This window comes from Pseudomonadota bacterium (genome assembly GCA_030860485.1).
Classification (GTDB): domain Bacteria; phylum Pseudomonadota; class Gammaproteobacteria; order JACCXJ01; family JACCXJ01; genus JACCXJ01.
This window is the reverse complement of the sequence record JALZID010000017.1, coordinates 1-23163: the sequence shown is the minus strand read 5'-3', so window position 1 is coordinate 23163 and position 23163 is coordinate 1. Positions and strand designations below refer to the sequence as shown.

The following is a 23163-nucleotide window of genomic DNA, read 5'->3' as shown; positions in this document are numbered from 1 at the left end:
TATCGTCGTAGTTGGACCAGCTCGCCCGATCGCCTGTTCTGGACCTGGCCGGCACTGGCGGGGGCGATCGTCATCGCGGCGTTGGTGGCGGTGCGCTGGGTGACGCGCCCGCTGTCTATCCTTGCGCAAGCCGCTGAAGATCTGGGACGCGATATCAACCGCCCGCCCCTGAAGGAGAACGGGCCTTCGGAGGTGCGCCACGTGGCTTCGGCCTTCAACAACATGCAATCGCAGCTTGTGCGCCTGCTGCAGGACCGCGTGCGGATCTTCTCGGCGATGTCTCACGATCTCAAGACCCCGGTCACCCGCCTGCGGCTGCGCGCCGAGATGCTGAAAGACGCGGGGCTGAAGGCCAAGTTCGCGGCCGACCTGGAACTGATGGAAACCATGGTCAACGCGACCCTGGATTTCGCTCGCGGCATGAGCGGCCGGGAGGTTTTCCAACCGGTGGACATCATGGCACTCATTGAAAGCATCCAGGCGGATGCGGAAGAGATGGGGCAATCCGTGGCAGTCGGAGGCCACGCCGTGGAGCCTTACAGCGGCAAACCCCTGGCCTTGAAGCGCTGCATCGGCAACCTGGTGGACAACGCGGTCAAGTACGGCCAGCGCGCCGAGGTGATGGTGAACGACGACGGCAGGCGGCTTCAGATCCGCGTCCTCGATGCCGGACCGGGGATACCGATAGCCGAGCTCGAGCGGGTGTTCGAGCCCTTCTATCGCCTCGAGTCATCGCGCAGCCGGGAAAGCGGAGGAACCGGTCTGGGCCTCGCCATCGCCCGCAACATCGCCCATCTGCACGGAGGAGAGCTCGCCTTGAACAACTCCGATGGCGGCGGGCTCGAAGCGCTCCTCACCCTCCCGCGTGGTTTGAGCCAATCTTCTTGAGCACCGGTAAGAATCAATGACGAGCCGGAGCGTACGCAGCTTGAGGCGGCCGCGATTGCTCTCGCTCCTCCGGCTTGCCGTGCCGTATGTCATGTTGGGGGTCATGGGGCCGGCAATGGCGGGAGGTTTCTTTGACCGCCTGCGTGTGGCCGATCCGTTCGATACCGAGACCAAGACCTCACCGGCACCCGAGGTCCCCTGGCAGGCCCGCGAGCCGCTTCCGAAGGTACCTGAGCCCAGGCATGGCAGTGCCGCGGAGATCTCAGGCCCTCTCTCCCTCGCCCAGATCACCGACCTCGCCCTCATGAATAAACCGGAGACCCGAGAGGCGTGGGCCGTGGCACGCGCTCAAGCCGCGGAGCTCGGGATCGCGCGCTCGCTGTACTGGCCGCAACTCGACGGGCTCGCCAACCTCACACATAGCAGGTCGCTCTCCAGCGCCGGCGCGTCCGTTCCCGAGCAGACACGCTACGGCCCTTCGGTGAGCCTGGCCTATGTCCTCTTCGACTTCGGCGCCCGCGAAGGAGAGGTGGAGGCCGCTCGCTACCGGCTGCTGGCGTCCAATCTCCAACAGAATCGCGTGTTGCAGGATGTGGTGCTGCTGGTCGAGCAGACCTACTACCAGGTGCTGGGCGTGGAGCGGCTCGTGTCGGCCAACCAGGAAGCATTGAAGAGCGCGCAAGCCAGCCTGAGTGCGGCAAATATTCGGCGCCAAGCGGGTTTGGCCACCATTGGTGATGTCTATCGCGCCGAGACGGCCGTGGGTCAAGCGCGCCTGACCGTGCAGCGCGCCGAAGGGGAGCTTTCCAAGGCACGGGGCCAGCTCGCGGTAGCGGTGGGGATGCCGATCGGTACGCGGGTGAGCCTGCTGCCCTGGCCCGTTCAACCGCCGCTTGCAAGAGTCGCCGAATCGCTGGATCTCATCCTCGATCAGGCCAAATCGATGAGGCCCGATCTCGTGGCGGCCGAGGCCCAAGTGCGTGCCGCTCGCGCTGGGGTGCAGGCAGCAAAGGCGGCGGGACTACCGACGCTCGAGCTCGCCGTCAATGGCGGCCGCACCGCGTTTTTCGACGAGGAGCGGATAGCCTCGAACAGCTACAGCATCGCCGTCAACCTGCGGATCCCGCTCTTCACCGGCTTTCGCGATACCTATAGTGTGCGCCTCGCGGAGGCTGAAACGGAGCAAGCCGAAGCGGCGCGAGATGGACTGCATCGCCAGAGCTCGCTGGAGGTCTGGCAGGCCTACTACGATCTGAACACCGCCATGACCGGAATCGATACCAGCTCCGGCGTATTGAGAAGTGCCAACCAGTCGAGCGAGGTGGCACTGGCGCGTTATCGGTCGGGGGTCGGGAGCCTGCTCGATCTGCTCACCGCCCAGGCGGACGAGGCAAACGCGCAAGTTCAGTGGATACAATCCCAGTTCGACTGGTACTCCGCCCTCGCGCGTCTGACGCACGCGCGCGGCGCCTTGCTACCGTCGTCATGAAGAGAATATTGCTGACAGGGGTGCTGCTGGTCGTCGCTATCGGCCTTTATCTCCGGCTGGGCAACGATAGGACGGTCGGCGCCGTAGGCGAGAAGGCCGCCCGCGAGGAAGAAATCGCGGTCAAGACGGTCGCCGCGAAGGTCCAGCCGATGCCGGTCGTCGCCGAGGCGGTAGGGACCGTCGAGCCGGAGCACAGGGTCGAGGTGCGCCCCCAGATGAACGGGGTGCTCGAGGAGGTATTGTTTCGCGAAGGCGAGGATGTAAGAAGAGGTCAACTGTTGTTTCGTATCGATGACCGAGCCGCGCGGGCTACCCTCGATCAGGCACAGGCCACCCTGGCCCGCGATGAGGCGCAGTTGCTGGAAGCACGGGCGCAGCGCGAACGTCTAAAACCGCTCGCAGAACGTGAATACATCACACGCCAGGAGTACGAGCAAGCGCTCGCCTCTATGGACGCCCTCGCTGCCACCGTGAAGGCCAATAGCGCCCAGGTGGAGATGGCCCGGGTGCAACTCGGCTACAGCGAGATCCGCGCCCCGATCGCCGGCCGAACGGGTAGCCTTGCGGTCAAGGAAGGGAACCTGGTCAATATCGCCGGGGCGACGCCGCTGGTCGTGATCATGGGCATCGATCCGGTGCAGGTCGCCTTCAGTATCCCACAGCGCTATCTCGAAGAGGTTCGGCGCCAGGCCGGATCGGGTGACATGCGCGTTGCGATCTACCGTGAACAGGGCCGTGTCGGTGTGGCCGAGGGCAAGGTCGTCTTCATCGATAACACGGTGAACCCAGAGACCGGTACCGTGCTCTTGAAAGCACGGGTCCCGAACCGGGACCAGGCATTGTGGCCGGGAGAGTTCATCCTTGCGCAACTGATCCTGAAAATCGAGCCCGCCGCCGTGGTCGTGCCTGCAAGCGCGGTCCGGCCGGGACAGAAGGGCCCTTATGTCTATGTCGTGGACGATGCAAGGGCGAGGCTGCGACCGGTCCAGGTCTTGCGGCAGGTCGAAGACCTGGCCGTCATCGGGGAGGGATTGAAAGGCGGCGAACTGGTGATCACCGAGCTTCCCGTTAACCTTACCCCCGGCAAAGCGGTCAAACCGATCGGGGAGCCACACTCATGAACGTGTCCAGGATCTTCATCGAACGTCCGGTAGCGACGGCGGTATTGACCGCAGGCTTATGCCTGTTTGGCTTATTCGCCTTCGACACGCTGCCGGTCAATGAGTTGCCCAGCGTCGATTTCCCCACCCTTCAGGTCTCCGCAAACCTCCCTGGAGCGGATCCCGAAACCATGGCGCGAGTGGTAGCAACGCCCCTGGAGCGGGAGTTTTCCACGATTTCCGGTATCGATTCCATGAGCTCGGTAAGCGGCTCGAGCTCGACCCGTATCGCTTTGCAATTCCGGCTCGAGCGCGATATCGACTCGGCCGCCCAGGACGTGCAGGGCGCGATCGCGAGCGCCATGCGCCGGCTTCCCGACGGGATCGATCCACCTCAGTTGCGCAAGACCAACCCCGCGGACAGCCCGGTCCTGATCCTCGCCTTGACCGCGGAGACCCTGCCACTCCCGGAGCTGAACGAGTTCGCCGACACCCGTCTGACCCAGCGATTGTCGATGCTTCCGGGGGTCGCTCAGGTGGTGATCTACGGGGCCCAAAAATACGCGGTACGCTTGTACGTCAATCCCAATGCCTTGGCCCAACGTAACCTCGGGTTCGATCAAGTAGTCGAGGCCGTCCAGGAAGCCAACAGTAACCGCCCCGCCGGGATCATGGACGGCGCCGAGCGTGCCTATGCAGTAACGGCCGACGCCGATCTCACCACAGCCGCGGATTTCCGAGACGTGATCGTGGCCTTCCAGAACGGTATTCCGGTCCGCCTCAAGGACATCGGCCGCGCCGAGGACAGCGTGGAGAACGATAAGGCCTTGAGCTGGTTCAACGGCGAGCGTTCGATCCTTCTCGCGGTACAGCGGCAGCCCGGTGCCAACACGGTGGAGACCGTGAACGGGATCCGGGAGCTGTTGCCCGAGGTACGCGCGGAGCTCCCGGCGGGAGTTGAATTACGCGTGCTGCTCGATCGTTCGGAGTTTATCCGCGAGTCGATCCACGACGTCAATTTCACCCTGGTGCTCGCGATCGTCCTCGTGTCCGGCGTGGTGCTGATGTTCCTGAGCAATCTGTCATCGACCCTCATCACGGTTCTGATCCTTCCCGCGTCGGTGCTCGGGAGCTTCGCCGTGATGCATCTCCTGGGCTACAGCCTGAACAACCTGTCGCTGATGGCGTTGACCTTGGCGGTGGGTTTCGTCGTGGATGACGCCATCGTGGTGCTGGAAAACATCAGCCGGCACATGCAAATGGGCAAGGGCCGTTTGACCGCGGCCCTCGATGGCACGCGCGAGATCGGTTTCACCGTCTTGTCCATGACGATATCGCTGGCTGCCGTATTTATCCCGATCCTGTTCATGCCCGGGATCCTCGGTCGCCTGTTCGCCGAGTTCGCGGTCACCGTAGGCGTGGCCGTTCTGATCTCCGGGCTCGTTTCGCTGACCCTCACCCCCATGCTATGTGGCTTGTTCCTCAAGTCCACCAGGGGACACGGTTCTGTTTACCGCGCCTTTGATGCGCTGTTTGAGCATTCGAGGGCGTTTTACGGCAAGAGCCTCCAAGCCGCCATGGGTCATCGCGGCCCGATGCTCATGGCATCGGCAGCGATTCTAGTTGCGACCGGCTGGCTCTACACCGCGGTCCCGAAGGGCTTCATCCCGAGTCAGGACACCGGGACCATTACCGGCACTACCCGCGCGCCCGAGGGAACTCCTTTTCCGGAGCTGGTCGAGAGGCAATTGGCGCTCACCGACGTGGTGCGCGCCAATCGCAACGTCGAATCGCTGATGTCCACCGCGGGACAAGGATTCGGAGGGGTGAGAGGGGGCAACGTCGGGCGCATCATCGTCCGGTTGAAACCTGCGGCCGATCGGGAACAGAGTGCCGACGAAGTCATTCAGGAGTTGCGTCGAGCCGCGGGCGCCGTCGAGGGCATGGAGCTCGTGCTGCAAAATCCGCCGGCGATCCGCATGGGCTCGATCGCGGGCGCAGGGGAGTTTCAGGTGGTGCTGCGGGGCTCCGATCTGACGTCCCTCTACCCGGCTGCCCAAGCGATCGAGGCTCGAATCGAGGCATTGCCGATGATCGAAGACGCGAGCAGCAGCCTGGAGCTCGCCAACCCCGAGATCCAGGTGCACATACTGCGCGATCGCGCGGCTTCCCTCGGCGTCAGCCCAGAGGAAATCGAAACTGTGCTCGGCTCCGCCTTTGGAGGGAGCGAGATCAGCACGATTTATGGCGCCAATGACCAGTATCCCGTTTTTATTCAGCTCGATCCGGCCTTCCAGCGCGACGTCAATGCGCTCGACGCCCTCTACGTGCAGAGCCGAAACGGCCGCCTAGTGCCGCTCGCCAGCATCGCGGCGATCAAGACGGGGGTCGGGCCGATCTCGATCGAGCATTTCGGACAACTTCCCTCCGTCACGCTGTCGTTCAACCTGGCGCCGGAGCAATCCATCGGGGCGGGGCTTTCGGCCATTCAGGGGGTAATGCGGGAGGCGCTCCCGCCCGGCATCAGCAGCGTCCTGAGCGGCAGCGCCAAGAGTTTCGAGGAATCGACACGCGATCTGCCGATCCTCCTGGGTATCACCGTCCTGGTGGTGTACATGATCCTCGCGATCCTGTACGAACATCTCGGCCATCCACTCACCATCCTCACGGCGCTGCCCTTGGCCGGGTTTGGGGCACTGGTCATGCTTTTGCTCTTCGATCAGGAGCTCAATATGTTCAGCTTCGTGGGGATCATTCTCCTCGTGGGCCTGGTCAAGAAGAATGGGATCATGATGGTGGATTTCTCACTCACCCTCCAGCGTGAAAACAATCTGCCGGCAGAGCAGGCCATCGTCGAAGCCTGCCTGGTTCGCTTCCGACCGATCATGATGACCACGATGGCGGCGATCCTCGCGACCCTGCCCATCGCACTCGGCTATGGCGCAGGCGGCGAAGCACGCCAGCCCCTCGGCATCGCGGTCGCGGGCGGGCTTTTGTTCTCGCAGTTTCTGACACTCTACATAACGCCGACATTTTACGTAAGCCTCGAACGGTTCGTCCAACGGCTGCGCATGCGCGCCTCCGGTACGTGGGCCGAGAAACAGCTCAGGTAGGTGCGCCGTGCGCACGCGGATCATTCGCCGAAGTCGCCTCGCCGCTTTCGGGTGGGCACCTGAGGGGCACCGGCCCAGTCCACCCGGATAGAGACCCATGCGCACGAATGGTGAGGCTCTGTGCGGTCAGGAGTGCCTGTCGGCGATAGTTGTTGAGGGTGAAGAAATACGTTGCACCGGGAATGGTGCTCGATGATACCGTGACATCGAGCCAGAATAACCCCTCATTCCGCGTGCGCACAGCGCACCCTACAATTGCTCGCCACTACTCAGATATCGATCGCCGAGAGCCCTTAGAACGCGTGACAGTCCTCCTCTGGGCGTGAGTTGGGCAGCAGCACGAATCTCAGGCAGGGATTCACTGATGCGTCGCTTGTAATTCTGGAAGCCATATCAAATCCGTGACGCCGGCATCGATACTCCTCTGGCTGAGAAGAGTCGTTACCTGCCCTCGGTGATGAGTTTGATGGTTGAAGAAGTGCGTCATGGCAAACCAGAACGGATATTTTCTCAGTTGAGGATCAACCACGCTCGTGTAGAAGAGTTCGCGGCTCAAATCCTTCTCTGTTAAGGATTCAGCCCAAGCGATGATGCCATTATCGTCTTTCTCCCGCTCCGCTCGAAGTTGTGCGAAGTCTGAGTAAAGCTCCTGATCGAGGGACTTGAACCCACACGGTCGGCCAGTAAAGCGACCCATCCAGATCCGGTCAGCAAGTAGGAGGTGATTGAGCGTCCCATGGATGGACTTGAAAAAGGCGCCTACGTTACGCTTTCGCTCCTCGTCAGAGAGCGTGGAGCAGGCATCGTATATTCGTTTATTCATCCAGCGGTTATAGCTGGCCATCGCGCGAGGGTAGTTGATCGCATTCATGATCTATCGTTCACCTGTATTCTGCCGCCCAACGTGTCGGCGATGGCTGCCGCCGCCCGTGTTCCAACCAGCCTCGCCCCTCGGCTGCCGGCGTGTCAACCAAGATATGCGGCCGGCGGCTCGATGCGGTGGTGCACCGCCGACCGCGGCCGGTCAGCTCTATTGCCTTGTTGGGCAGCAGCTGGCGGTGCTACTGGCTCGCGCCGGGCGAGGGCTGGGCATGCCATTTGTTCGAGCCTGTCTAGCCGAGACCGAGCACACACTCCGCGACCTGCACTGCGTTGAGCGCGTTCCCCTTCCGCAAGTTGTCTCCGGATGCGAACAACGACAGTCCGTTCTTGAGAGCAGGAACGGACCTCACGCGCCCGACGAGAACGTCATCGATCCCGGCCGCGCGGACCGGCGTGGGGTACTCCCCAGTCCACGGCTCGTCCAGCACTCGAACGCCCGGAAAGGAGGACAACAGCCTACGCGCCTCTGCTGGGGTGGTCTCGCGCCGAAGGCTGAGTGCGAGTGAGACCGAGTGCCCTACAAGGACCGGCACCCGCACTGCGGTTGCGTGCACGAGGGGCGCCGGAGCGTGAAGGATCTTCCGCATCTCGGCTTCCATCTTCTCTTCCTCTGTCGAGATCTCGTTCCCCTCGCGGAACGCTTCGCACTGCGGAAAGACGTTGAAGGCGGGATTCTGTGGGAACTGCTGTGGTCTCGAGAGCTTCAGCGGCTCATGCCCGCGGAGTGCCTCGGGCTGATCGATAGCCCTACGTGAGAGATCCAGGAACTCCGCGATCGCGTCGCGGCCTCCACCCGACGTCGATTGATACGAGGAGCTGATGACCGAGTCGATGCCTATGGATCGCTCCAAGGGCGCAATCGCCATGATGGCAACGGCGGTCGTGCAATTGGGCCCTGCAATGATCCCCGCGTGCGACTCGATGTCGCTTCTTGTTGATCTCGGGCACTACCAGTGGAACCATTGGGTCAAGACCGGAACGCTGACGACCGCGCCGGCCTTGACCATGCGAGGCGCCCATTCACGTGCGATTGATGCGGAGGTTGCGCTGATCACGAGGTCTAAGCCCTCGAAGTGCCCGTCCTCCAGCGATTCGACCGCGTAGTCCCGGCCCTTCCATCGAATGCACTGCCCAGCCGAGCGCTGAGATGCGAACAAACGGAGCTCTCAAACAGGGAACGAGCGCTCCTCAAGTACGCGCAGCGTCACCTCCCCGGTGACGCCCGTCGCACCGCAGATCCCGATAGCGAAGCTCATGGCTTCTCTAACCCTAGCATGGCCATCACGCACTCCTGCTGCCCAACCAAAGCTAATCAGCGCGCCGCTTTTTGGCGCGTCCGCGTGGAGCGCCTTGTTGCGCAGCCGAAACTCCTGCCCTGCGACAACATCGCGTATCCAGCGCCTGCGAGGAGCGCCCACAACGCGACGTGTACCCGCCATTCAAGTGTGCAACGATCATGATATTGGCCATACAGCTGCGCGGAGAGCTTCAAGAGCCCATCAAGCTTTTCCGTTTTAGTAAGGAGTGAATCGTGTTTTTCTTGCAGATCCATCGGTTCTCCTGGTCGGTTGTTCCCGGCAGACATCGTGTTCTTGGTCGCGTCCGGCTAACGTGGAAGCTCACCGGGCGCGACGCCAGGAGCTCGGATCTTCCCCCGATTTTGTAGACACTGTTGTTCCTCAAACGGCTATCGTCTCATACTGGACGGGTGATAGGTACCCTAATGATGAGTGAAGCCGCTTCTGATTGTAAAACGGGATGTAACTACGCATCATCTTCTGTAGCTCCTTCTCCTGCTCAAAAACCACCCCGTGAACGACATCGGACTTCATGGAGTGAAAAAATGACTCCATATGCGCGTTGTCGGTCAACTTCCCCGGGCGGTTCATGCTCTGTACGAAACCGAGCTGTGTCAGTCGGTCTCGGAACGCATAGCCAGCATACTCGATCCCTCGGTCGGTGTGGAAGATCACCCCAGGACCAGGGCGTCGATGGAATACCGCTCGATTGAGCGATGCGAGCGTCAGAGCCACATCTTTGTGTCGGCCCAGACTCCAACCGACGACCCGACGGGAATACTTGTCGATGACAATCGCCAGATACCGCCACTGCCCTCCGACCTTGAGATAGGTAATATCGCCTACCCACACCCGGTCCGCACGATCGGCAATGACACCGAGTTGGCGGTTGGGAATGCTAGCGAAGAACGCATGGCTACCCGGATTGGCATGATAGAGTTTTGCCGAACGTGCCCTCAGGCCGTGTTTCCGCATGCTCCGCTCGACACGTTTCTTCCCGACCCCACTGCCTTGCGCCTTCAGCGCGGCATGAATCCGCGGACTGCCATAGGTCCCACCGCTCGCCTGATATATCCGCTCGATGTGCACCCACAGCCGCCCATCGGCCTTGGCGCGCGCACTCTCACCGCGCCCCTTCCAGGCATAATACCCCGCCCGCGTTACCCCATAGAGCCGACACATTACTCTCATTCGGTGCTCCCCTCGGTGTCGGTCAATGAACTCGAAGACCTCTGTTTTCGTTCGGAACAAAACCGGATGGTTTTTTTTAAGAGAGTATGCTCCTCTTTCAACAGCGCATACGCGTGCTCAACTTGCCGTAGCCGGTTAAGCTCCGTTGCGGTCTTGGTATCAATGTCCAGCTTCTTCGTCTTGGCCACAATCTTCCCCTCCCGTACCTCCTTACGCCAGCGTGACAACATAAAGGGGTGAATGTCCGAGCTTCACAGCCCCTCTCAGGGCATGTGTTAGGCAAAGATGCAACACTGTAAGCCTGACACCTTTCATTATTTAGAGCTGAGGACTGTTGAGCTTCTCCTGGAATCGTTCCAGGAAGCGAGCTACATGGATCCCGTCCACCAGTGCGTGATGAACCTCCACGGAAATGGGCATCCGACAGACACCGGCCTCCGAGTAGTACTTGCCGAAGACGATCTTTGGGATCGAGTCCTCGCCCAATCGCAGTGCATTGGTGAAGCTCGTAAACCGGATCCACGGCAGGACGGAGTAGTGAATAAGATTATCTTCCCCCGCCCATCCTGCCAGCGTCGGCAATGCCATTCGATGACGGATCTCCTCTTGGCCTCGTGCCTGGAACTCTATGAAATCCTTCGATAGCTGGAAGTAGGCAAACGCAAAGGTTTCATTCTTAAGCAACACGGTTGATCCTGCGTGAACCTCATCATGCAACCACACACCCTGTTCTCGAAGGCGCAACCGAAACTCCTTAACCTCATTAGCTGCATGCAAGGAAAGGAACAAGGATGCCAGAGAGAAGGATGGGCCCCCGGGGGTTTTGCTCAGACGGTAGAGCGTGGACACATCCACGTCTGTGCAGATACTGAAGAATGGATTGTGGAAGTTCTTAAAGAATGCATAGTGTACACGACGCTTCCATCTATCCAACTCGATATATCTCCCCATGCTTAGACATAACCTCCCGTTTGAATGCAGGCGCCTAACGCTAGGCATGAGCCGCGCGCGGAAGGGGAGCGCAGCGGACGCTGTAGGGCGTCGGCTCTCCATGCCTTGGTTAGGCGTGCACTCGGCCAGCAGGACACAGGGTTCATTCAAGTCCGACCCCGGTTTTTCCAAAAAATCGATCTGTGTTAAATCACTTCTTGCTTAGCGCCTCCCTGGTTTCATTACGCTGTGCGATGTCAATCAGTTCTTTCTCATATAGCTGCTTGACAACATCTAACGCCTGGTCTATCTCTTTTTCGCTTTGGGCTCTTGCCAAGAGAAGATCGTGCAGGGCTTTCCATAGCATCTGGCGGCTCGCATTCCGTTGGCCGATGTCGATGAGGTCCTGATCATAGGCGACTTTCAGAAGATTGAGACAATCTGCTATAGGGGGAACGTCAGTCGCCTTTGGCAGACACACGTTCTGCAGCTTCGTGACTAGAATCTCACGGCTCGCATTCCGTTGGCCGATGTCGATGAGGTCGTCTTTATAGAACGCACTCACGGGCCCCAGCTGCTGCAGAATGCACGGCTCCGTGCTGGCACCCTGTGCCACGAGGTGATTGAAGTCGTTCACGAGCTTCTGTCGGTGCTGATTACGCTCACCAATGTTTATCAGGTTTCTGCCATACCTGTCTTTGATTTTCTGGAGACTCGCGACCACGGACTGGAAAGCGGCTTCGTCGTAGCATACAGCCTTCCCACCGCTCGGCCTTATTTTCCGCTGTTCGACTTTCTCAGTTTGTTCCGGTGCCCTGTAGACTTTCGTGCTGGTGACGCCCTGCGCGGTCAATGTCACCCGGTGCTCCGTGCCGTCTGCCGGCAGGTTGGATGTGTAGGAAATCGCATACTGCCCGGCGAGCTGTGCACCGATTTGCTCGTAGAGCGCTCGCAGGTCGCTGGCTTGCGGCGCCTTGAAGTAGAGTGCGCCGGTTGCTTTGGTGGTCTCTGTCAACCCAGCCTCGTCGATTTCGGTGCCGAGACCCAGAACGTAAATCGGCACGTTAACTTCGCGCGCAAAACCGATGACGTCCTTCACCGTGTGTTTGCTCAAGGGCCTGCCGGTTCCGTCATCATCGACGCCATCGCTCAGCAGCACAATCGCCTTGCGGCCAGTGCGGTCCTTCACCAGCTGGATCGAGTCATACAGCGCATCGTAGAGCGCGGTGTCACCGCGGGTGACGGTTTTCCCAATCGCCTCACGCGCGGCTTGGCGATTGGTGGACATGGTGGTTAGCCGCTTTACCTTACGTGCGAAGGCCACAACTTGGGCGCTGTCGTTGCTGCCGAGCATGTCCAGAAAACTCATTGCGGCAGCTTGCGCCTCCTTCATGCGCTTGGCCATTGAGCCGCTGGTATCGAGCGTGATCACAATCGACAGCGGCGGCAGCTTCGGCTCGACAGTGAGCGGCTCCTGGTCCACTTCATCCTCGCGCACGCGGAAATCGGAAGCGCCGAGTCCCTTGAGCGGCGTGCCCTCCTTGAGCACGGTGACGAAAAGACGCACCTGGGGATATTGAGTGGTATTGACTTCATTGATGATGACATGCGCACCGGTGGCGACTTCCTTCCCGGTGACGCGACGAGACACCGGCTGATCCTGGCCAGAGGAGCAGATGGCGGTGAGCATCAGCAGCAGTGAGATGCATGTGGATTTCAGATGCATAGTGCGCTCCTCCTTCTAAATGCAGTATGTTTTTACAGCGCTGATGTGGCAGGACGCCGAACGAATAGGTATCTTATCCGCTGTGCGGCAGCATGGCGGATAAGATCTGTTGAACTGAACCGCTGGATCGAGGGCTATGAGCCTTGGGGATTGTATGCCGCCGGCTCGGTCCGATGGCGATTGGTGAGGAGGCCATAGTGTCGGATCCGCATGAAGCCCTTGGGGAGCACATGGAGCAGAAACCGACGGATGAATTCCTCGGCGGGTAAGCGCATCACCTTCACTTTGTTCCCATGGGCATAGCTTTCACAAAGGACAGTTTACAGTTTTAAGAGCAAACTCCAGAGCTTTTTCTCGTGACATGAGCATTCCACCAGGAGGTGGCCCCGAGGCATAGGTATAGGCTTCCTTGAATTTGTCAAAATCTTTGTCTTTATATTGTAACACCCATGCTTCTGCGAATTTCTGAGCTGCTTCTCGTGACATGAGCATTCCACCAGGAGGAAGCCCTGAGGCAAATTTATACACCTCCTTGAAAAGTTCCGAAACCGGTTGCGCTGGCACCTTCACGTCCGCTTCCGGCGCCACCACCCCGCCCGGCGGCGCGGTAGGGTCGAGGTACGCCCAGAAGGCGGCGGTAGCGACGACGGCGGCGGCGACCAGGGCGAGCGCGAGCCCCTTGCGCCGGGCCACGGAGGGCGCGGAGGATGGTGGGACCGGTTCGCTACGGCGCTCGTCGGCCACTCCCTTCGCGGCCAGACCACTGTCCGCACCTTGGACATGCGGTGCTGTGCGCCACCCCAATGAGGGCGGCGCCGGGGGGTTCGATTCACTGCGGGGCCCGTCGCCGATGTCCTTCGGGTCCATGCCGCTGTCCGCGGCTCGCACCTCCGGGACCGCGCGCCGCGCCACCGAGGGCGCCGCCGGGGGCATCGGTGCGCTGCGCGGCTCGTCGGCCGCGATCGTGGCGGCCATCATGGCGCTGTCCCGGGGTTTGACAGTCGGCCGGGCGTCCGGCAGGGCGCCGAATTCGCGGCGCCACTCGGCGACAGTCTGCGGCCGGTCCTTCGGGCGGAACTGCAGCGCGTGATCGATGGCCTTGAGGAAACGCGCCGAGTAACGGCCCTGTCCGATCTCTCCGACGTTGCCCAAGATGTCGAGCGCGGCCTCGAGGATGGCGCGGCTGCGATCCACCGCGTCCTGTGGCGGCCGGCCGGTCACCGCGCGGTAGAGCGTGGCGCCGAGGCCGTAGATATCGGTCCACGGCCCCTGTTGCTCGCCCTTGCTGAAGTACTGCTCGAAAGGCGCGTAGCCGGGCGAGACCAGCGTCGTCAACTCGGCGCCGAGGGCCTGGCGGGCGGAGCCGAAGTCGATCAGGACCGGCGAGCCGTCGTCGCGGATGAAGATGTTCGCGGGCTTGATGTCGCGGTGGATGAAGCCGCGCTCGTGGACCTTCTCCAGCCCGCCGAGGATGGGGAGCACGATGTTCAAGAGCTCTTCCTCTTCCAGCGTCTGGCGGCGGGTGAGGATCGCGTGCAGGGTGTCACCGTGTTCGTACTCCATGACCATGTAGCCAGTACGGTGGCTTCGAACACGGCCAGCACCCGCACGATGTTCGGGTGCTTGAAGCGGGCCAGGGTCTGCGCCTCAGCGATGAAGCGATCGAGCCCCCATTTGAACCGCTCGCCGTGGGTGTCGGAGGCCGGATGCACAACGAAATCCTGCGTGCGCACGGCCAGCGCCATGGGCAGGTATTCCTTGATGGCGACCTCTTGGTTGAGGTTGAAGTCGTGGGCGAGATAGGTGATGCCGAAGCCACCCTGGCCCAGGACCTTCTCGATGCGGTGCCAGTGCAGCCTGTGGCCCGGCCTGAGCGAATTGCGGTGGATGGGTTCCGTCACGTCCTATACCTCTTGCGGCTGCTTCCGCCGCGTGTCGATGGATTCTGCGGGAACCTGGGCGCCGACTCAAGCTTTCGGCAAAGACCATGTCCCGCGACCGGAACGTCGGCGCGTGCATAAGCGCAGTGGTGCACCGACGGGACTCCGGTGCTCTGGCTGGGTGCAGCCATCCACGTCGCCGACTCGCGGGACCTGGGCGTGGCGGTTCTCTGACGGCGTCGATGGGGGCCCATGGTCTATCTGCCACCTTCACTGTCGATGCGGGCTACGACGCCCTTGCTGTTTCTGCTTTCATGCTTTTTGAAGCCTCTTACGGTAGGAGCATCTGTTACCAGATGCCCACCGGCTCGCCGGAGGCGGTCACCCGCCCCCGGCTCCCACAGAACGTAGCGTGCGGATTTGCCGCACTACGCTCTTCAGGCGTTGGTTGACAGCACCGCGTAACTCTTAAGCCGTGCATAGGGCAGAAAGAGTCTGGGGCGCAGTAACGGAAAACAGGTCTTCACTTGCACGAAGCCCTCCCACGGCATATAGCTCTTCCAACTCCGACTGCAGAGCATCTTATGCCAGTAACGCTCGACAGCGCGGTAGACCTTGTGTAAAGAGGGAAGGGTTACCTGCGACACCGTGTAGGCATAATAGCCCCGCAGCACTTGGTTGAGGGTGGTGACTTGGTCTTTGACCGGCTCATGCCGGATCTCTCGCATGAGCTCCTGAAGGCAGGCAAGACTGCGGCGAAGTCGAGACTTCTCCGTCTTCCGTCCTACCTTGAAGTTACCCTTGCGATTGCGCGTGCAATAATGGGTGAAGCCCAGGAAATATAGCGTCGCTGGGCGTTGTCCCCGCGCGCGAGCATCCCGCTCGGCAAACCGTCCAAACTCAATGAGCTTGGTCTTGCTCGGCTCTAGCGCCAGCGCAAACTTCTCAAGGCGCTTACGCAGAACCTCCGAGCGCCTCGACGAGCGCCGCGAGTTTCGCGAGTGCCTCCCGCCAGCCGGCCTCGTTGTCGGCGGGCGGCGCGCCGCGCGGTAGTCCGTCGTGCACGGCGAGGACATCGGTGCCGCCGTCTGCATCGGCGAGCGTGATCGTGATCATCATCTCGCCGCACAGCGCGGGATCTGTCGTCTCGAACTCGACCACTTCGACAACCTGCTCATTCGTCACGAGCTTCACGAAGCGGCCGTGGTACGTGTCGGTGTGCGCGGTTGTCTTGCCGGTCCCGGTCGGATCCTCGTACGTGAGCGAGATCCGGAATGAGCCACCTTCGCGGGCATCGAACGCATGCACGTGGCTGGTCATGCCGGTCGGCGCCTTCCATGTCGCGACCGCGCGGGCATCGAGAAGCGCGCGATAAACGATCGCGCGGGGCGCATTCACGCGACGACTGATGCGGGTCGAGCTCACTCCCGAGCCTTAGCACGTGCAGCGAGACGAGCTAGCCATAGCCCCAGAGGCTTGGGATTGTCAAGGATGCCGCTTGGCAGGGAAAGGGCCTTTCCCGCACGACAGCGTGTAACGGGAAGGGACGGCGCTCAGGCCATGGGCAGAGATGCAGCCCCGGTTTTGGCGTAACTCTCGTGAGCGTTAAATGGTGGGCTGCTTGAGGGTCGAGGCGTTCATGACAAGCTCCTTCTCTGGGACGATGGATCACTCGGCAGTCCGACAGCGCGGTGGCTCCCCTTCGGTGCCTTCAGGCGTGCACGCGTCCGAGAAAGTCCCGCACCAGCACCACGATCTCCGCGAGATTGGTCTCCAGCGCCCAGTGTCCTCCGTCGAGCAGGTGAAGTTCAGCGTTCGGCAGGTCCCGCAGATAGGCGCGCGCCGAGCCTTCGGGCATGTAGCCGTCCTGAGGCCCCCAGACGATCAGCGTCGGCGGCAGATGCTCGCGCAGGTAGGCCTGATATTTTGGGAACCATGCGAGGTTCTGCGCAGGCCCTCCATCAGACCGACCATGATCTCGCACCGCTGCGGCGTCATCAGCGGCCAGGGTAGCTTCCAGAGGTCAGGCGGGATTCGCTGGACAAGGCGTTGGTCAATCTCGCCCACGAACTCGTCGCGGAATCCCTCTTCGCTGACGGCGTCCACTAGCTTCTGGCGTCCCTCGGAGGTCGGGTTGGCCCAGTAGGCCCTCAGCGTCTCGTACTTAGGCCCAAGCTGGTCTTCATAGATGTCGCCGTTTTGAATGATCAGGGCCGCCACCCGCTCGGGCGCCTTGATCGCCAGGCGCAAGCCGATCTGAGAGCCATAGTCGTGGAGGTAGAGAGCATACCGCTTGAGCCTCAAGGCCATTGCGAAACGATCCATGAGGTCGGCATAGCCGTCGAAGGTATAAGCGAAGCCCCCGTGTCGCTGTAGCCGAAGCCCGGGTAGTCCGGCGCGATGAGCCGCCAGTGGTCGGCCAGCGCGGGCATGAAGTTGCGGAATTGGAAGGAGGATGACGGATAGCCGTGCGGCAACAGGATGGCTGAAGCGTCGGCCGCACCGGCCTCGCGGTAGAAAATCTGAGCTCCGTCGATTGCAACATGTCGGTGTTTGACTGTCAGATCCGGGGAGCGTGCGCCCCTTGGCGAAGTCTCGCTGACGCTCATAATCCTTCTCCTTCAGACACCCGTGAGCTTTAGCAAGATGCGTGCGCGATTGAGAGAGCGTCCATCAGCCCGTCCGTGATCGCACGGGTGCCGAACGTGGGCATCAGCGGCAGCGCGGAGCACCGTCCACCGCATGCCGTTGTTAGGCGCTGTCACTGTCCCTCGCTCAAGTGTCGTCATGCAGCCCGTATATGCGTCATGCGTCAAATGACATTCACCGGCACGTCATGGATCGCGTTGCGACGCCCCGATATCGGCTGAAGCAACCCACCCATTGCCTCGGCCAATGAAGCCAGCACTACCGCACCGCGCTGCCCAGGCATCCAGCGCATCGAAAAGCGCTGCCACTCGCGTCCGCGAAACGGCTCGAGCTCGGCGCGTCGCCATATTGCCGCGTCGTCGGTGCGGACATAGACGTTGCGAACGCCGCCATCCCCCCAGGCCCAGCCCCATATTTCCCGCTCGGCCGACAGCTCGATCGTCTCGTGGGGCATTGGTGAGACGATGAGCGACTCTGGCGCGATCGACCAAACCGGCGTGGTTTCGCCGGTTTCCCCGCCGGTGCCGTCCAGCACCGGGTCGTTGTACCAACGAGTAGTGAATGGCCCCGGCGCCCGGCTTTCGACGAGCGTCATCCGGGTGAGCCATTTGACGCTGTTGGTTCCATAAAAACCCGGCACAACGAGGCGGGCCGGGAAACCGTGTTCAGCCGGCAGTGCGCTGCCGTTCATCTCATAGCCGATCAAGACATCGGCCTCAACACGCGCAATCGGAAGATCCTTCACGTAGGCATCGACGACAACGCCGCTGAATTCACCGGAATCCGCGCCGTAAGACCAAAGGTACTGAGCGGCCGCGCTTGGCCGACAATCAGCCAGCACGTCGACAAGCCGGACGCCACCCCACCTGACGTTGCAAACGCGTCGCGTAGGCTCGAACGGTGCGAGCGGACTGCCGCAGCATTGATGAACACTTGTCACCTCGGTCTTTGGATAGCGCACCAGGTCGTCGTACCGAAGCCTGCACGGGCGTTCGACCATGCCGTCGATCGTTAGCGACCATCGATCCCGTTCGATGCGCGGAACACCGAGGTGGCACAGCACAATGACATCTTGCGTGCTCGTCATACGGTCTCGCATTTGGTGCGGTGCAAGCGGATCTCGCTTGAAAGGGCCTTGCGGATCGAGCCTCACGGCATTCATAGCGCCTCCTTACTTGTCAGACGATGGCTCTATATCACTCCATTCCGAACGAGCGGTTCGGCCTCGGTGCTCCTCCGGTTCTGGACGGCGACGCGCATCTCGTCTCTTCCGGGTCCCCGAGCATCTAACGCTAGAGCTCGGTTGCGGCTGGAACTGGAGCCGCTTAGTTGACCGGTCCGGGAGTGCCGATGGTTTTCATGGCAGGTTCCACCGGTTTTTGGCCTGTGGCGCGATTGACCAGTACGGTCACGAACCACAGCACAATGCCGGTGCCAATCAGGACCCCGGCGATCTCGTACTCAACGGGATTGCGGCCGGTCCATGGGCCCGCAAGAAAGGCGCAAGACAGCGCGCCCAGGATCGGCAGAAACGTCGGCGTGCGGAAATGCTTATGGTCGACGCGATCACGTCGCAGAACGAGCACGGCGATGTTCACCACGGTAAAGACGCACAGCAGCAACAGGGCAGTCGTGCCGCCGAGCGCCGGCACCTCGCCGACGAACGTGATCAGAGCGAAGGCCAGCAGCGTGGTGAATCCAATCGCCACGTACGGCGTGCGCCGCGTCGAATGAACCTTGCCGAGTACCGACGGGAGGACGCGCTCGCGACTCATACCGTAAACGAGTCGGCTGGCCATCAGCATGTTGATCAGCGCGCTGTTAGCCACGGCGAACATCGTGATGAAGCCGAAGAGCCCCAATGGGAAATTTGGAGCGCCCGCCTGCACGACTTTCAATAGCGGCGTCTCGCCTTCGCCGAGTTGCTCGGGCGAGACGAGCGTGATCGCAGAGATCGACACCAGCACATAGATCAGCCCGGTGATGACCAGGCCGGCGAGAAGCACCTTCGGGAAGTGACGGGTCGGATCCTTGCATTCCTCGGCCATATTGACCGAGTCCTCGAACCCGACCATGGCGAAGAAGGCGAGCGCCGCCGCGGCGATCACCGGCCAGACCACGTCGCCATCGGCCGATGTCTTGAACTGGGTAACGCGCGACACGTCGCCTTCGCCGGCCGCGATCGCCGACAGACCGATGAAAATGATGATCAAGAGACCGCTCAGCTCGACGCAGGTCAGGACGACATTCGCCTTCACGCTCTCGGCGACGCCGCGGAAATTGACCGCCGCAACCACGACCATGAATGCCAGCCCCACAAGGGTAATTCCGATTCCGCCTGCGAGGCCGAGCTCGAAGACCTTCGACAGGTTGGCGGCGAACGCCCGCGAGGCCGTGGATGCGGAGGTGATGCCCGAACACATCACGGCGAAGGCGACGATGAACGTCACGAAGTGAATGCCAAACGCCTTGTGCGTGTAAAGGGCGGCGCCTGCGGCCCTTGGATACTTCGTCACCAGCTCCAGATAGCTGAAGGCGGTGATGACAGCCACGATGAAAGCCACGAGAAACGGTAGCCATACAACCCCACCGACGTGCTTGGCAACCTGGCCAGTGAGCGCGTAGATCCCGGTGCCGAGAATGTCGCCGACGATGAACAGTAGGAGCAGCCATGGGCCCATCACCCGATGCAGGGTGGGTTCTGCTGCGGTACCGGGCTGATTTCTGTCGTCAGTGGAAACGTTATCCATAAAGTCTTCTTTCACGCACACACGGAATGGTTGTCCATTCGCGACCTCAGCCGTCGGCAAAGCGCGTAGCGGTTTGACGGTTGGGTGGAGCGTGTTTGAGTGACGAGCGCCAAATGTTAATTCGCCGCATGCAGTTGACGATCCGTGTCATAGGCAATCTCAACGACATTAGCGGGTTCAAACTGCTTAGCAAGCTGTTCCAACATAACTGCATGATCCTCTCCACTTCTCGTCGTGGCGAAAATCTCTTCACACGTTTCCCCAATGTCTTGCACAATCCGCTCAAACCGGTAGTAGCTTAGGGCGGTCCGATTGATCTCGGCCTGACCATAACCCTCATAGAACCACTTCACCTCATAATCTCTTCGCCAAACTCCACCAACCCCACCACCGACAAACATCAGATCACGCTCCTTGGGAGCAAGAACCAGTGTGTCCCAGTCGACGATATACAGGGGGTTCGTAGTATCGATCAGAATATTCCCTGCGTGAATATCGCCGTGACATAGACAGCTCATTGGTGGCTGTTGGACAAGCATGTGGGCTAGCTTCCCTGCCCGAGTGAGGATATGGCGAATAGTGGTATTCTTTTCGTTGAGCAGAAGGGCTAACCCGGAGGCGACAGGATCACTGTAGGTTTTACCGGCAGCTTGTTCCAGAAATGCTGTAACCCGATCACGCCACATAGAGGAATACCCCTCTCGGGGATTCATGTGAGTCAGTTCTGGGGGCACTACTGACGTATGAAGTGCTTTCAACCCCTCCCCAAATTCTTTCCATTGCCGATGTGACAGATCGACTTCCCAACCCGGCCTGCCAGTCACAAACGGATAAAGGATGGCTGTAAAGGGATCGAGCTCCGCCCACAGGGTTCCTGTTGATCGTGTTGGGATCGGCGTGATCAGTGGCTCCATACCCGTTGTCGCAAGCCAGTGGGGGATAGTAACGGTTCCGGTAGGGAAGTTTCCTCGACGGAGTTTAAGAAAGTACTGATCCCCTCCTTCAACTGCAATGCGATACACGGCTGTGTTTACGTCCGCGCCAATTGGCAGGAAGGTAATGTCAGTCGTGGATAAGCCATACTCTCTTTCAATGCATGCGTTAATCTGTGTATTCCGCACATCGGGAGCTTCAAGCATTTTCGCCGTACCTTGCGCTTCGCACAGGGTGGGAGCTTGCCGCCCAACTAGAAGTAGACCCCTAAAAGGTGCTTTTCTTCTGCCTCACAAGGCCGTATAGTGGGTCGCTATTATGAGAACCCTGCCCCAAGGGTCAAGCACTTGGGTAAATTATAGTACTCCCTCAAGCCAAGAGGCAAGTACACCTTGCGAGGTCGGTATGGGTGACGGACAACCCCGTCTGCTGGACCAGTCCGAGACCGGATCTGGCGGAAGCACTATAGCATCCGGACCGAAGAGGCGTACGTGGGTTGGATCCGGCGTTCGTGTTGCATCACAATAAGAGGCACCCCAGCGACATGGGGGCGGCGGAGGTCGAGGCGTTTCCGACCCACCTGGCGGCGGCGAAACGGTTGTCGTTTTTTCTGGGTCCCTGATCATGTTCTTTCCGATCCTGAGAGGCCAGTGGTGGCTGTTCCTGGGCGCCTGTGTCAGCCTCGCGATCGCCCTCCTGCACGTCGTGGTCGTGCTCATCGGGCCGGATGCGTACAGTTTCTTCGGCGGGCCGGGCCTCGCGCGCCAGGCTGAGAGCGGATCGTGGCAGCCGGCCCTCATGACGCTGGTGCTCGCCTGGCTCTTTGTCGTCTTCGCCGCCTATGGGCTGTCGGGGGCGGGCGTGATCCGGCGCCTGCCCTTGCTGGCCGGCGTGCTGCTCTTGATCGGCGGCCTCTACACCTTCCGGGGGCTCAGCATCGTCGGCCAGATGGCCCAGTATCTGAGCACACCAGGCTCACCGCCGCTGCGCGTCGTCCTCTATTCGCTCGTCGCCCTCCTAGCCGGTCTCTGTTACCTCGGCGGGACGGTCCAGGGCTGGGAGCACCTGACGGGGAGAGACCCGGGCGACGAGTCCGGCCGGCGCAACCTCTGAGCGTCCGCCCTGCGCGCCGGCATGGCCCGGTCCAGAAAAGGGTGAACCACACGCGAGCGTGACGGTCATCGGGCAATATCGCGTTCGGGGTCATAACCGCTCGAGATACGACAGCACGGGGGGCGGGTACCCGGCCCCCTGTCATTTCTTCTCGTCCGGCTTATCGCCACGCAGCGCGAGGTAGATGAAAAGACCGATCGCGGCGATGCTTCCCAAGCCGAGGATGATCCCCAGCGGATCCCCGGACATCAGCATCTGGAATCCTGCGCCCATACGATGTTCCTACGGTGTTGAACGACGGACTAGGCCCCCCTCACACAGTAAGTATAGAGCGACGGGTGCAAGACGCCACCGGTGGCAGGGCCGGGCTAGGCCAGCGCAGCGCGGTAGGGGTGAGCCGGCAAGCTTATCGCGCAACCCGCCCGACGGCCCTCGTGCTCCTGGGGGTCGGCGAGGCGATTGATTCGGTTGATCGATCCAAGATGCCGTTCGCCATCGGGTAGAACCGATGGTCGCTCTCACGTTACGGTTTCGTCAATGGGACACTGATGCGCTGCTTCGCGCGAGAAATGCTGCGTAGGCTCCAACATGCATAGGTGACACGGCATCGTAAGCGTAGTATTGTGGGAATTCAACTGTTCGTCAAGACTGCTGCGCAGCGGCCCCTTCTTCTTGCGGTTAAACCCTACTGCCGTGCCCTCGGCCCCTTTGCCTGTGCCGATCACCGAGCCATCGAAGTCGAGCGTCACGCGCGCGAGCCCAAGGGCCACAAGCCGTGTCACGACTCCCTCCCGCACGAGTCCCTGCAGGTGCTTCACACTCTCTGCGTCCGCCCTCGCCAATCCCCGAGACAGCGTGGCGACATCCGGCAGACGGCGCAGGCCGAGCGTCCGCATGACCAAGGGGTCATCCGAATAGTAGCGCAAATCGCCCAACCGCCGGTATCCCAGCATGAGGTGCAGCACCAAACACAGTACCAGGGTCGTATGTCCGAAGATCGGGCTGACGGTGAGATGGCCAAAGCAGCGGCGCAGCCTTTCTTTGAGCCCCAGATGAGCGACCAGCGCTTGGAGGAGGACGAGGCCCGAGAACGAGGTCAGTTGGCTGTCTTCAAAACGCAGTGCGGGCAGGCCATGGGTCTTGCAGTGGACTTCGGCTTTGCTATACTTCATGGGAAGCGGTCTCCTTCTGGTATGCGTTTGTTTGCGGAAACACATTATA

Annotated in this window: 21 protein-coding genes and 3 pseudogenes; 7 read left to right on the top strand and 17 right to left on the bottom strand. The window is 61.0% G+C overall.

Annotated features, from left to right (window positions below):
• The 4 genes from M3461_00730 to M3461_00715 form a co-directional block, all read left to right on the top strand.
• Window positions 1-888 (top strand): ATP-binding protein (locus M3461_00730; GenBank protein MDQ3773006.1); only part of this gene is annotated, 888 nt, incomplete at its 5' end.
• Between the two features lie 55 nt (window positions 889-943).
• Window positions 944-2377, top strand: a complete 1434-nt coding sequence (locus tag M3461_00725; protein ID MDQ3773005.1) for a TolC family protein — start codon at window positions 944-946, stop codon at window positions 2375-2377.
• Complete coding sequence (locus M3461_00720; GenBank protein ID MDQ3773004.1) at window positions 2374-3498, top strand: efflux RND transporter periplasmic adaptor subunit; 1125 nt, start codon at window positions 2374-2376, stop codon at window positions 3496-3498. The genes M3461_00725 and M3461_00720 overlap by 4 nt, the downstream gene beginning before the upstream one ends.
• Window positions 3495-6590, top strand: coding sequence for an efflux RND transporter permease subunit (locus M3461_00715; GenBank protein MDQ3773003.1), 3096 nt, complete (start codon window positions 3495-3497; stop codon window positions 6588-6590). The genes M3461_00720 and M3461_00715 overlap by 4 nt, the downstream gene beginning before the upstream one ends.
• Window positions 6591-6948: 358 nt before the next feature.
• Here the strand turns inward: M3461_00715 and M3461_00710 are convergent, their stop codons facing one another.
• Together M3461_00710 and M3461_00705 are read right to left on the bottom strand one after the other, a co-directional pair.
• Window positions 6949-7461: a DinB family protein gene (locus M3461_00710; protein MDQ3773002.1), complete on the bottom strand. Its 513-nt coding sequence runs from the start codon at window positions 7459-7461 to the stop codon at window positions 6949-6951.
• A gap of 241 nt (window positions 7462-7702) precedes the next feature.
• On the bottom strand, window positions 7703-8338 hold the full coding sequence (locus M3461_00705) for a hypothetical protein (protein MDQ3773001.1): 636 nt from the start codon (window positions 8336-8338) through the stop codon (window positions 7703-7705).
• Between M3461_00705 and M3461_00700 the strand changes: the two genes are divergently transcribed.
• Entirely contained in the window at window positions 8310-8576 is a 267-nt protein-coding gene (locus tag M3461_00700; GenBank protein ID MDQ3773000.1) for a hypothetical protein, read from the top strand. The two genes, M3461_00705 and M3461_00700, sit on opposite strands and share 29 nt — an antisense overlap.
• Before the next feature lie 208 nt (window positions 8577-8784).
• On the opposite strand, the gene M3461_00695 is transcribed toward M3461_00700, so the two are convergent.
• From M3461_00695 to M3461_00630, 14 genes and pseudogenes are all read right to left on the bottom strand, one after another.
• The gene (locus tag M3461_00695; protein ID MDQ3772999.1) at window positions 8785-9024 is read right to left on the bottom strand and encodes a hypothetical protein; all 240 of its coding nucleotides are present in this window, start codon (window positions 9022-9024) and stop codon (window positions 8785-8787) included.
• A 127-nt stretch (window positions 9025-9151) separates the two neighbouring features.
• Window positions 9152-10021 carry an IS3 family transposase gene (locus tag M3461_00690; GenBank protein MDQ3772998.1) on the bottom strand — a complete coding sequence of 290 codons (870 nt, stop codon included), beginning with the start codon at window positions 10019-10021 and terminating at the stop codon, window positions 9152-9154.
• Window positions 9958-10149 carry a hypothetical protein gene (locus M3461_00685; GenBank protein ID MDQ3772997.1) on the bottom strand — a complete coding sequence of 64 codons (192 nt, stop codon included), beginning with the start codon at window positions 10147-10149 and terminating at the stop codon, window positions 9958-9960. The genes M3461_00690 and M3461_00685 overlap by 64 nt, the downstream gene beginning before the upstream one ends.
• Window positions 10150-10279: 130 nt before the next feature.
• Complete coding sequence (locus M3461_00680; GenBank protein MDQ3772996.1) at window positions 10280-10912, bottom strand: CatA-like O-acetyltransferase; 633 nt, start codon at window positions 10910-10912, stop codon at window positions 10280-10282.
• Between the two features lie 190 nt (window positions 10913-11102).
• Window positions 11103-12617 carry a VWA domain-containing protein gene (locus tag M3461_00675; GenBank protein ID MDQ3772995.1) on the bottom strand — a complete coding sequence of 505 codons (1515 nt, stop codon included), beginning with the start codon at window positions 12615-12617 and terminating at the stop codon, window positions 11103-11105.
• Window positions 12618-12796: 179 nt separating this feature from the next.
• Window positions 12797-12904, bottom strand: a pseudogene (locus M3461_00670) (transposase).
• Between the two features lie 19 nt (window positions 12905-12923).
• Window positions 12924-14180: a protein kinase gene (locus tag M3461_00665; GenBank protein ID MDQ3772994.1), complete on the bottom strand. Its 1257-nt coding sequence runs from the start codon at window positions 14178-14180 to the stop codon at window positions 12924-12926.
• Window positions 14105-14518 (bottom strand): hypothetical protein, encoded by a 414-nt coding sequence (locus M3461_00660; GenBank protein ID MDQ3772993.1) that lies wholly within the window; start codon window positions 14516-14518, stop codon window positions 14105-14107. Before M3461_00660 ends, M3461_00665 begins: the two co-directional genes overlap by 76 nt.
• Window positions 14519-14934: 416 nt before the next feature.
• Entirely contained in the window at window positions 14935-15225 is a 291-nt protein-coding gene (locus M3461_00655; protein ID MDQ3772992.1) for a hypothetical protein, read from the bottom strand.
• A 226-nt stretch (window positions 15226-15451) separates the two neighbouring features.
• A complete protein-coding gene (locus M3461_00650) occupies window positions 15452-15922 on the bottom strand; it encodes an SRPBCC domain-containing protein (protein ID MDQ3772991.1) in 471 nt (156 codons plus the stop codon).
• A 286-nt stretch (window positions 15923-16208) separates the two neighbouring features.
• Window positions 16209-17106: pseudogene (locus tag M3461_00645) on the bottom strand (alpha/beta hydrolase).
• A 203-nt stretch (window positions 17107-17309) separates the two neighbouring features.
• Entirely contained in the window at window positions 17310-18308 is a 999-nt protein-coding gene (locus M3461_00640; protein ID MDQ3772990.1) for a molybdopterin-dependent oxidoreductase, read from the bottom strand.
• Window positions 18309-18471: 163 nt separating this feature from the next.
• Complete coding sequence (locus M3461_00635; protein ID MDQ3772989.1) at window positions 18472-19896, bottom strand: APC family permease; 1425 nt, start codon at window positions 19894-19896, stop codon at window positions 18472-18474.
• A 116-nt stretch (window positions 19897-20012) separates the two neighbouring features.
• The gene (locus M3461_00630; GenBank protein ID MDQ3772988.1) at window positions 20013-21035 is read right to left on the bottom strand and encodes an aminoglycoside phosphotransferase family protein; all 1023 of its coding nucleotides are present in this window, start codon (window positions 21033-21035) and stop codon (window positions 20013-20015) included.
• Window positions 21036-21234: 199 nt separating this feature from the next.
• Here M3461_00630 and M3461_00625 point away from each other — a divergent pair.
• Window positions 21235-21415: pseudogene (locus M3461_00625) on the top strand (phage integrase N-terminal SAM-like domain-containing protein).
• Window positions 21416-21453: 38 nt separating this feature from the next.
• On the top strand, window positions 21454-21942 hold the full coding sequence (locus M3461_00620; protein ID MDQ3772987.1) for a hypothetical protein: 489 nt from the start codon (window positions 21454-21456) through the stop codon (window positions 21940-21942).
• A 518-nt stretch (window positions 21943-22460) separates the two neighbouring features.
• Here M3461_00620 and M3461_00615 read toward each other — a convergent pair.
• Window positions 22461-23114 carry a transposase gene (locus tag M3461_00615; protein ID MDQ3772986.1) on the bottom strand — a complete coding sequence of 218 codons (654 nt, stop codon included), beginning with the start codon at window positions 23112-23114 and terminating at the stop codon, window positions 22461-22463.
• Between the last annotated feature and the right edge of the window lie 49 nt (window positions 23115-23163).

What these genes read in the sequence shown, in the direction of transcription:
- M3461_00615 (MDQ3772986.1), bottom strand. Translation starts at nt 23,114, where the DNA reads ATGAAGTATAGCAAAGCCGAAGTCCACTGCAAGACCCATGGCCTGCCC.
- M3461_00675 (MDQ3772995.1), bottom strand. Translation starts at nt 12,617, where the DNA reads ATGCATCTGAAATCCACATGCATCTCACTGCTGCTGATGCTCACCGCC.
- M3461_00705 (MDQ3773001.1), bottom strand. Translation starts at nt 8,338, where the DNA reads ATGGCGATTGCGCCCTTGGAGCGATCCATAGGCATCGACTCGGTCATC.
- M3461_00695 (MDQ3772999.1), bottom strand. Translation starts at nt 9,024, where the DNA reads ATGGATCTGCAAGAAAAACACGATTCACTCCTTACTAAAACGGAAAAG.
- M3461_00620 (MDQ3772987.1), top strand. Translation starts at nt 21,454, where the DNA reads ATGTTCTTTCCGATCCTGAGAGGCCAGTGGTGGCTGTTCCTGGGCGCC.
- M3461_00655 (MDQ3772992.1), bottom strand. Translation starts at nt 15,225, where the DNA reads ATGCGAGAGATCCGGCATGAGCCGGTCAAAGACCAAGTCACCACCCTC.
- M3461_00680 (MDQ3772996.1), bottom strand. Translation starts at nt 10,912, where the DNA reads ATGGGGAGATATATCGAGTTGGATAGATGGAAGCGTCGTGTACACTAT.
- M3461_00715 (MDQ3773003.1), top strand. Translation starts at nt 3,495, where the DNA reads ATGAACGTGTCCAGGATCTTCATCGAACGTCCGGTAGCGACGGCGGTA.
- M3461_00665 (MDQ3772994.1), bottom strand. Translation starts at nt 14,180, where the DNA reads ATGGAGTACGAACACGGTGACACCCTGCACGCGATCCTCACCCGCCGC.
- M3461_00710 (MDQ3773002.1), bottom strand. Translation starts at nt 7,461, where the DNA reads ATGAATGCGATCAACTACCCTCGCGCGATGGCCAGCTATAACCGCTGG.
- M3461_00635 (MDQ3772989.1), bottom strand. Translation starts at nt 19,896, where the DNA reads ATGGATAACGTTTCCACTGACGACAGAAATCAGCCCGGTACCGCAGCA.
- M3461_00700 (MDQ3773000.1), top strand. Translation starts at nt 8,310, where the DNA reads ATGGATCGCTCCAAGGGCGCAATCGCCATGATGGCAACGGCGGTCGTG.
- M3461_00720 (MDQ3773004.1), top strand. Translation starts at nt 2,374, where the DNA reads ATGAAGAGAATATTGCTGACAGGGGTGCTGCTGGTCGTCGCTATCGGC.
- M3461_00640 (MDQ3772990.1), bottom strand. Translation starts at nt 18,308, where the DNA reads ATGAATGCCGTGAGGCTCGATCCGCAAGGCCCTTTCAAGCGAGATCCG.
- M3461_00630 (MDQ3772988.1), bottom strand. Translation starts at nt 21,035, where the DNA reads ATGCTTGAAGCTCCCGATGTGCGGAATACACAGATTAACGCATGCATT.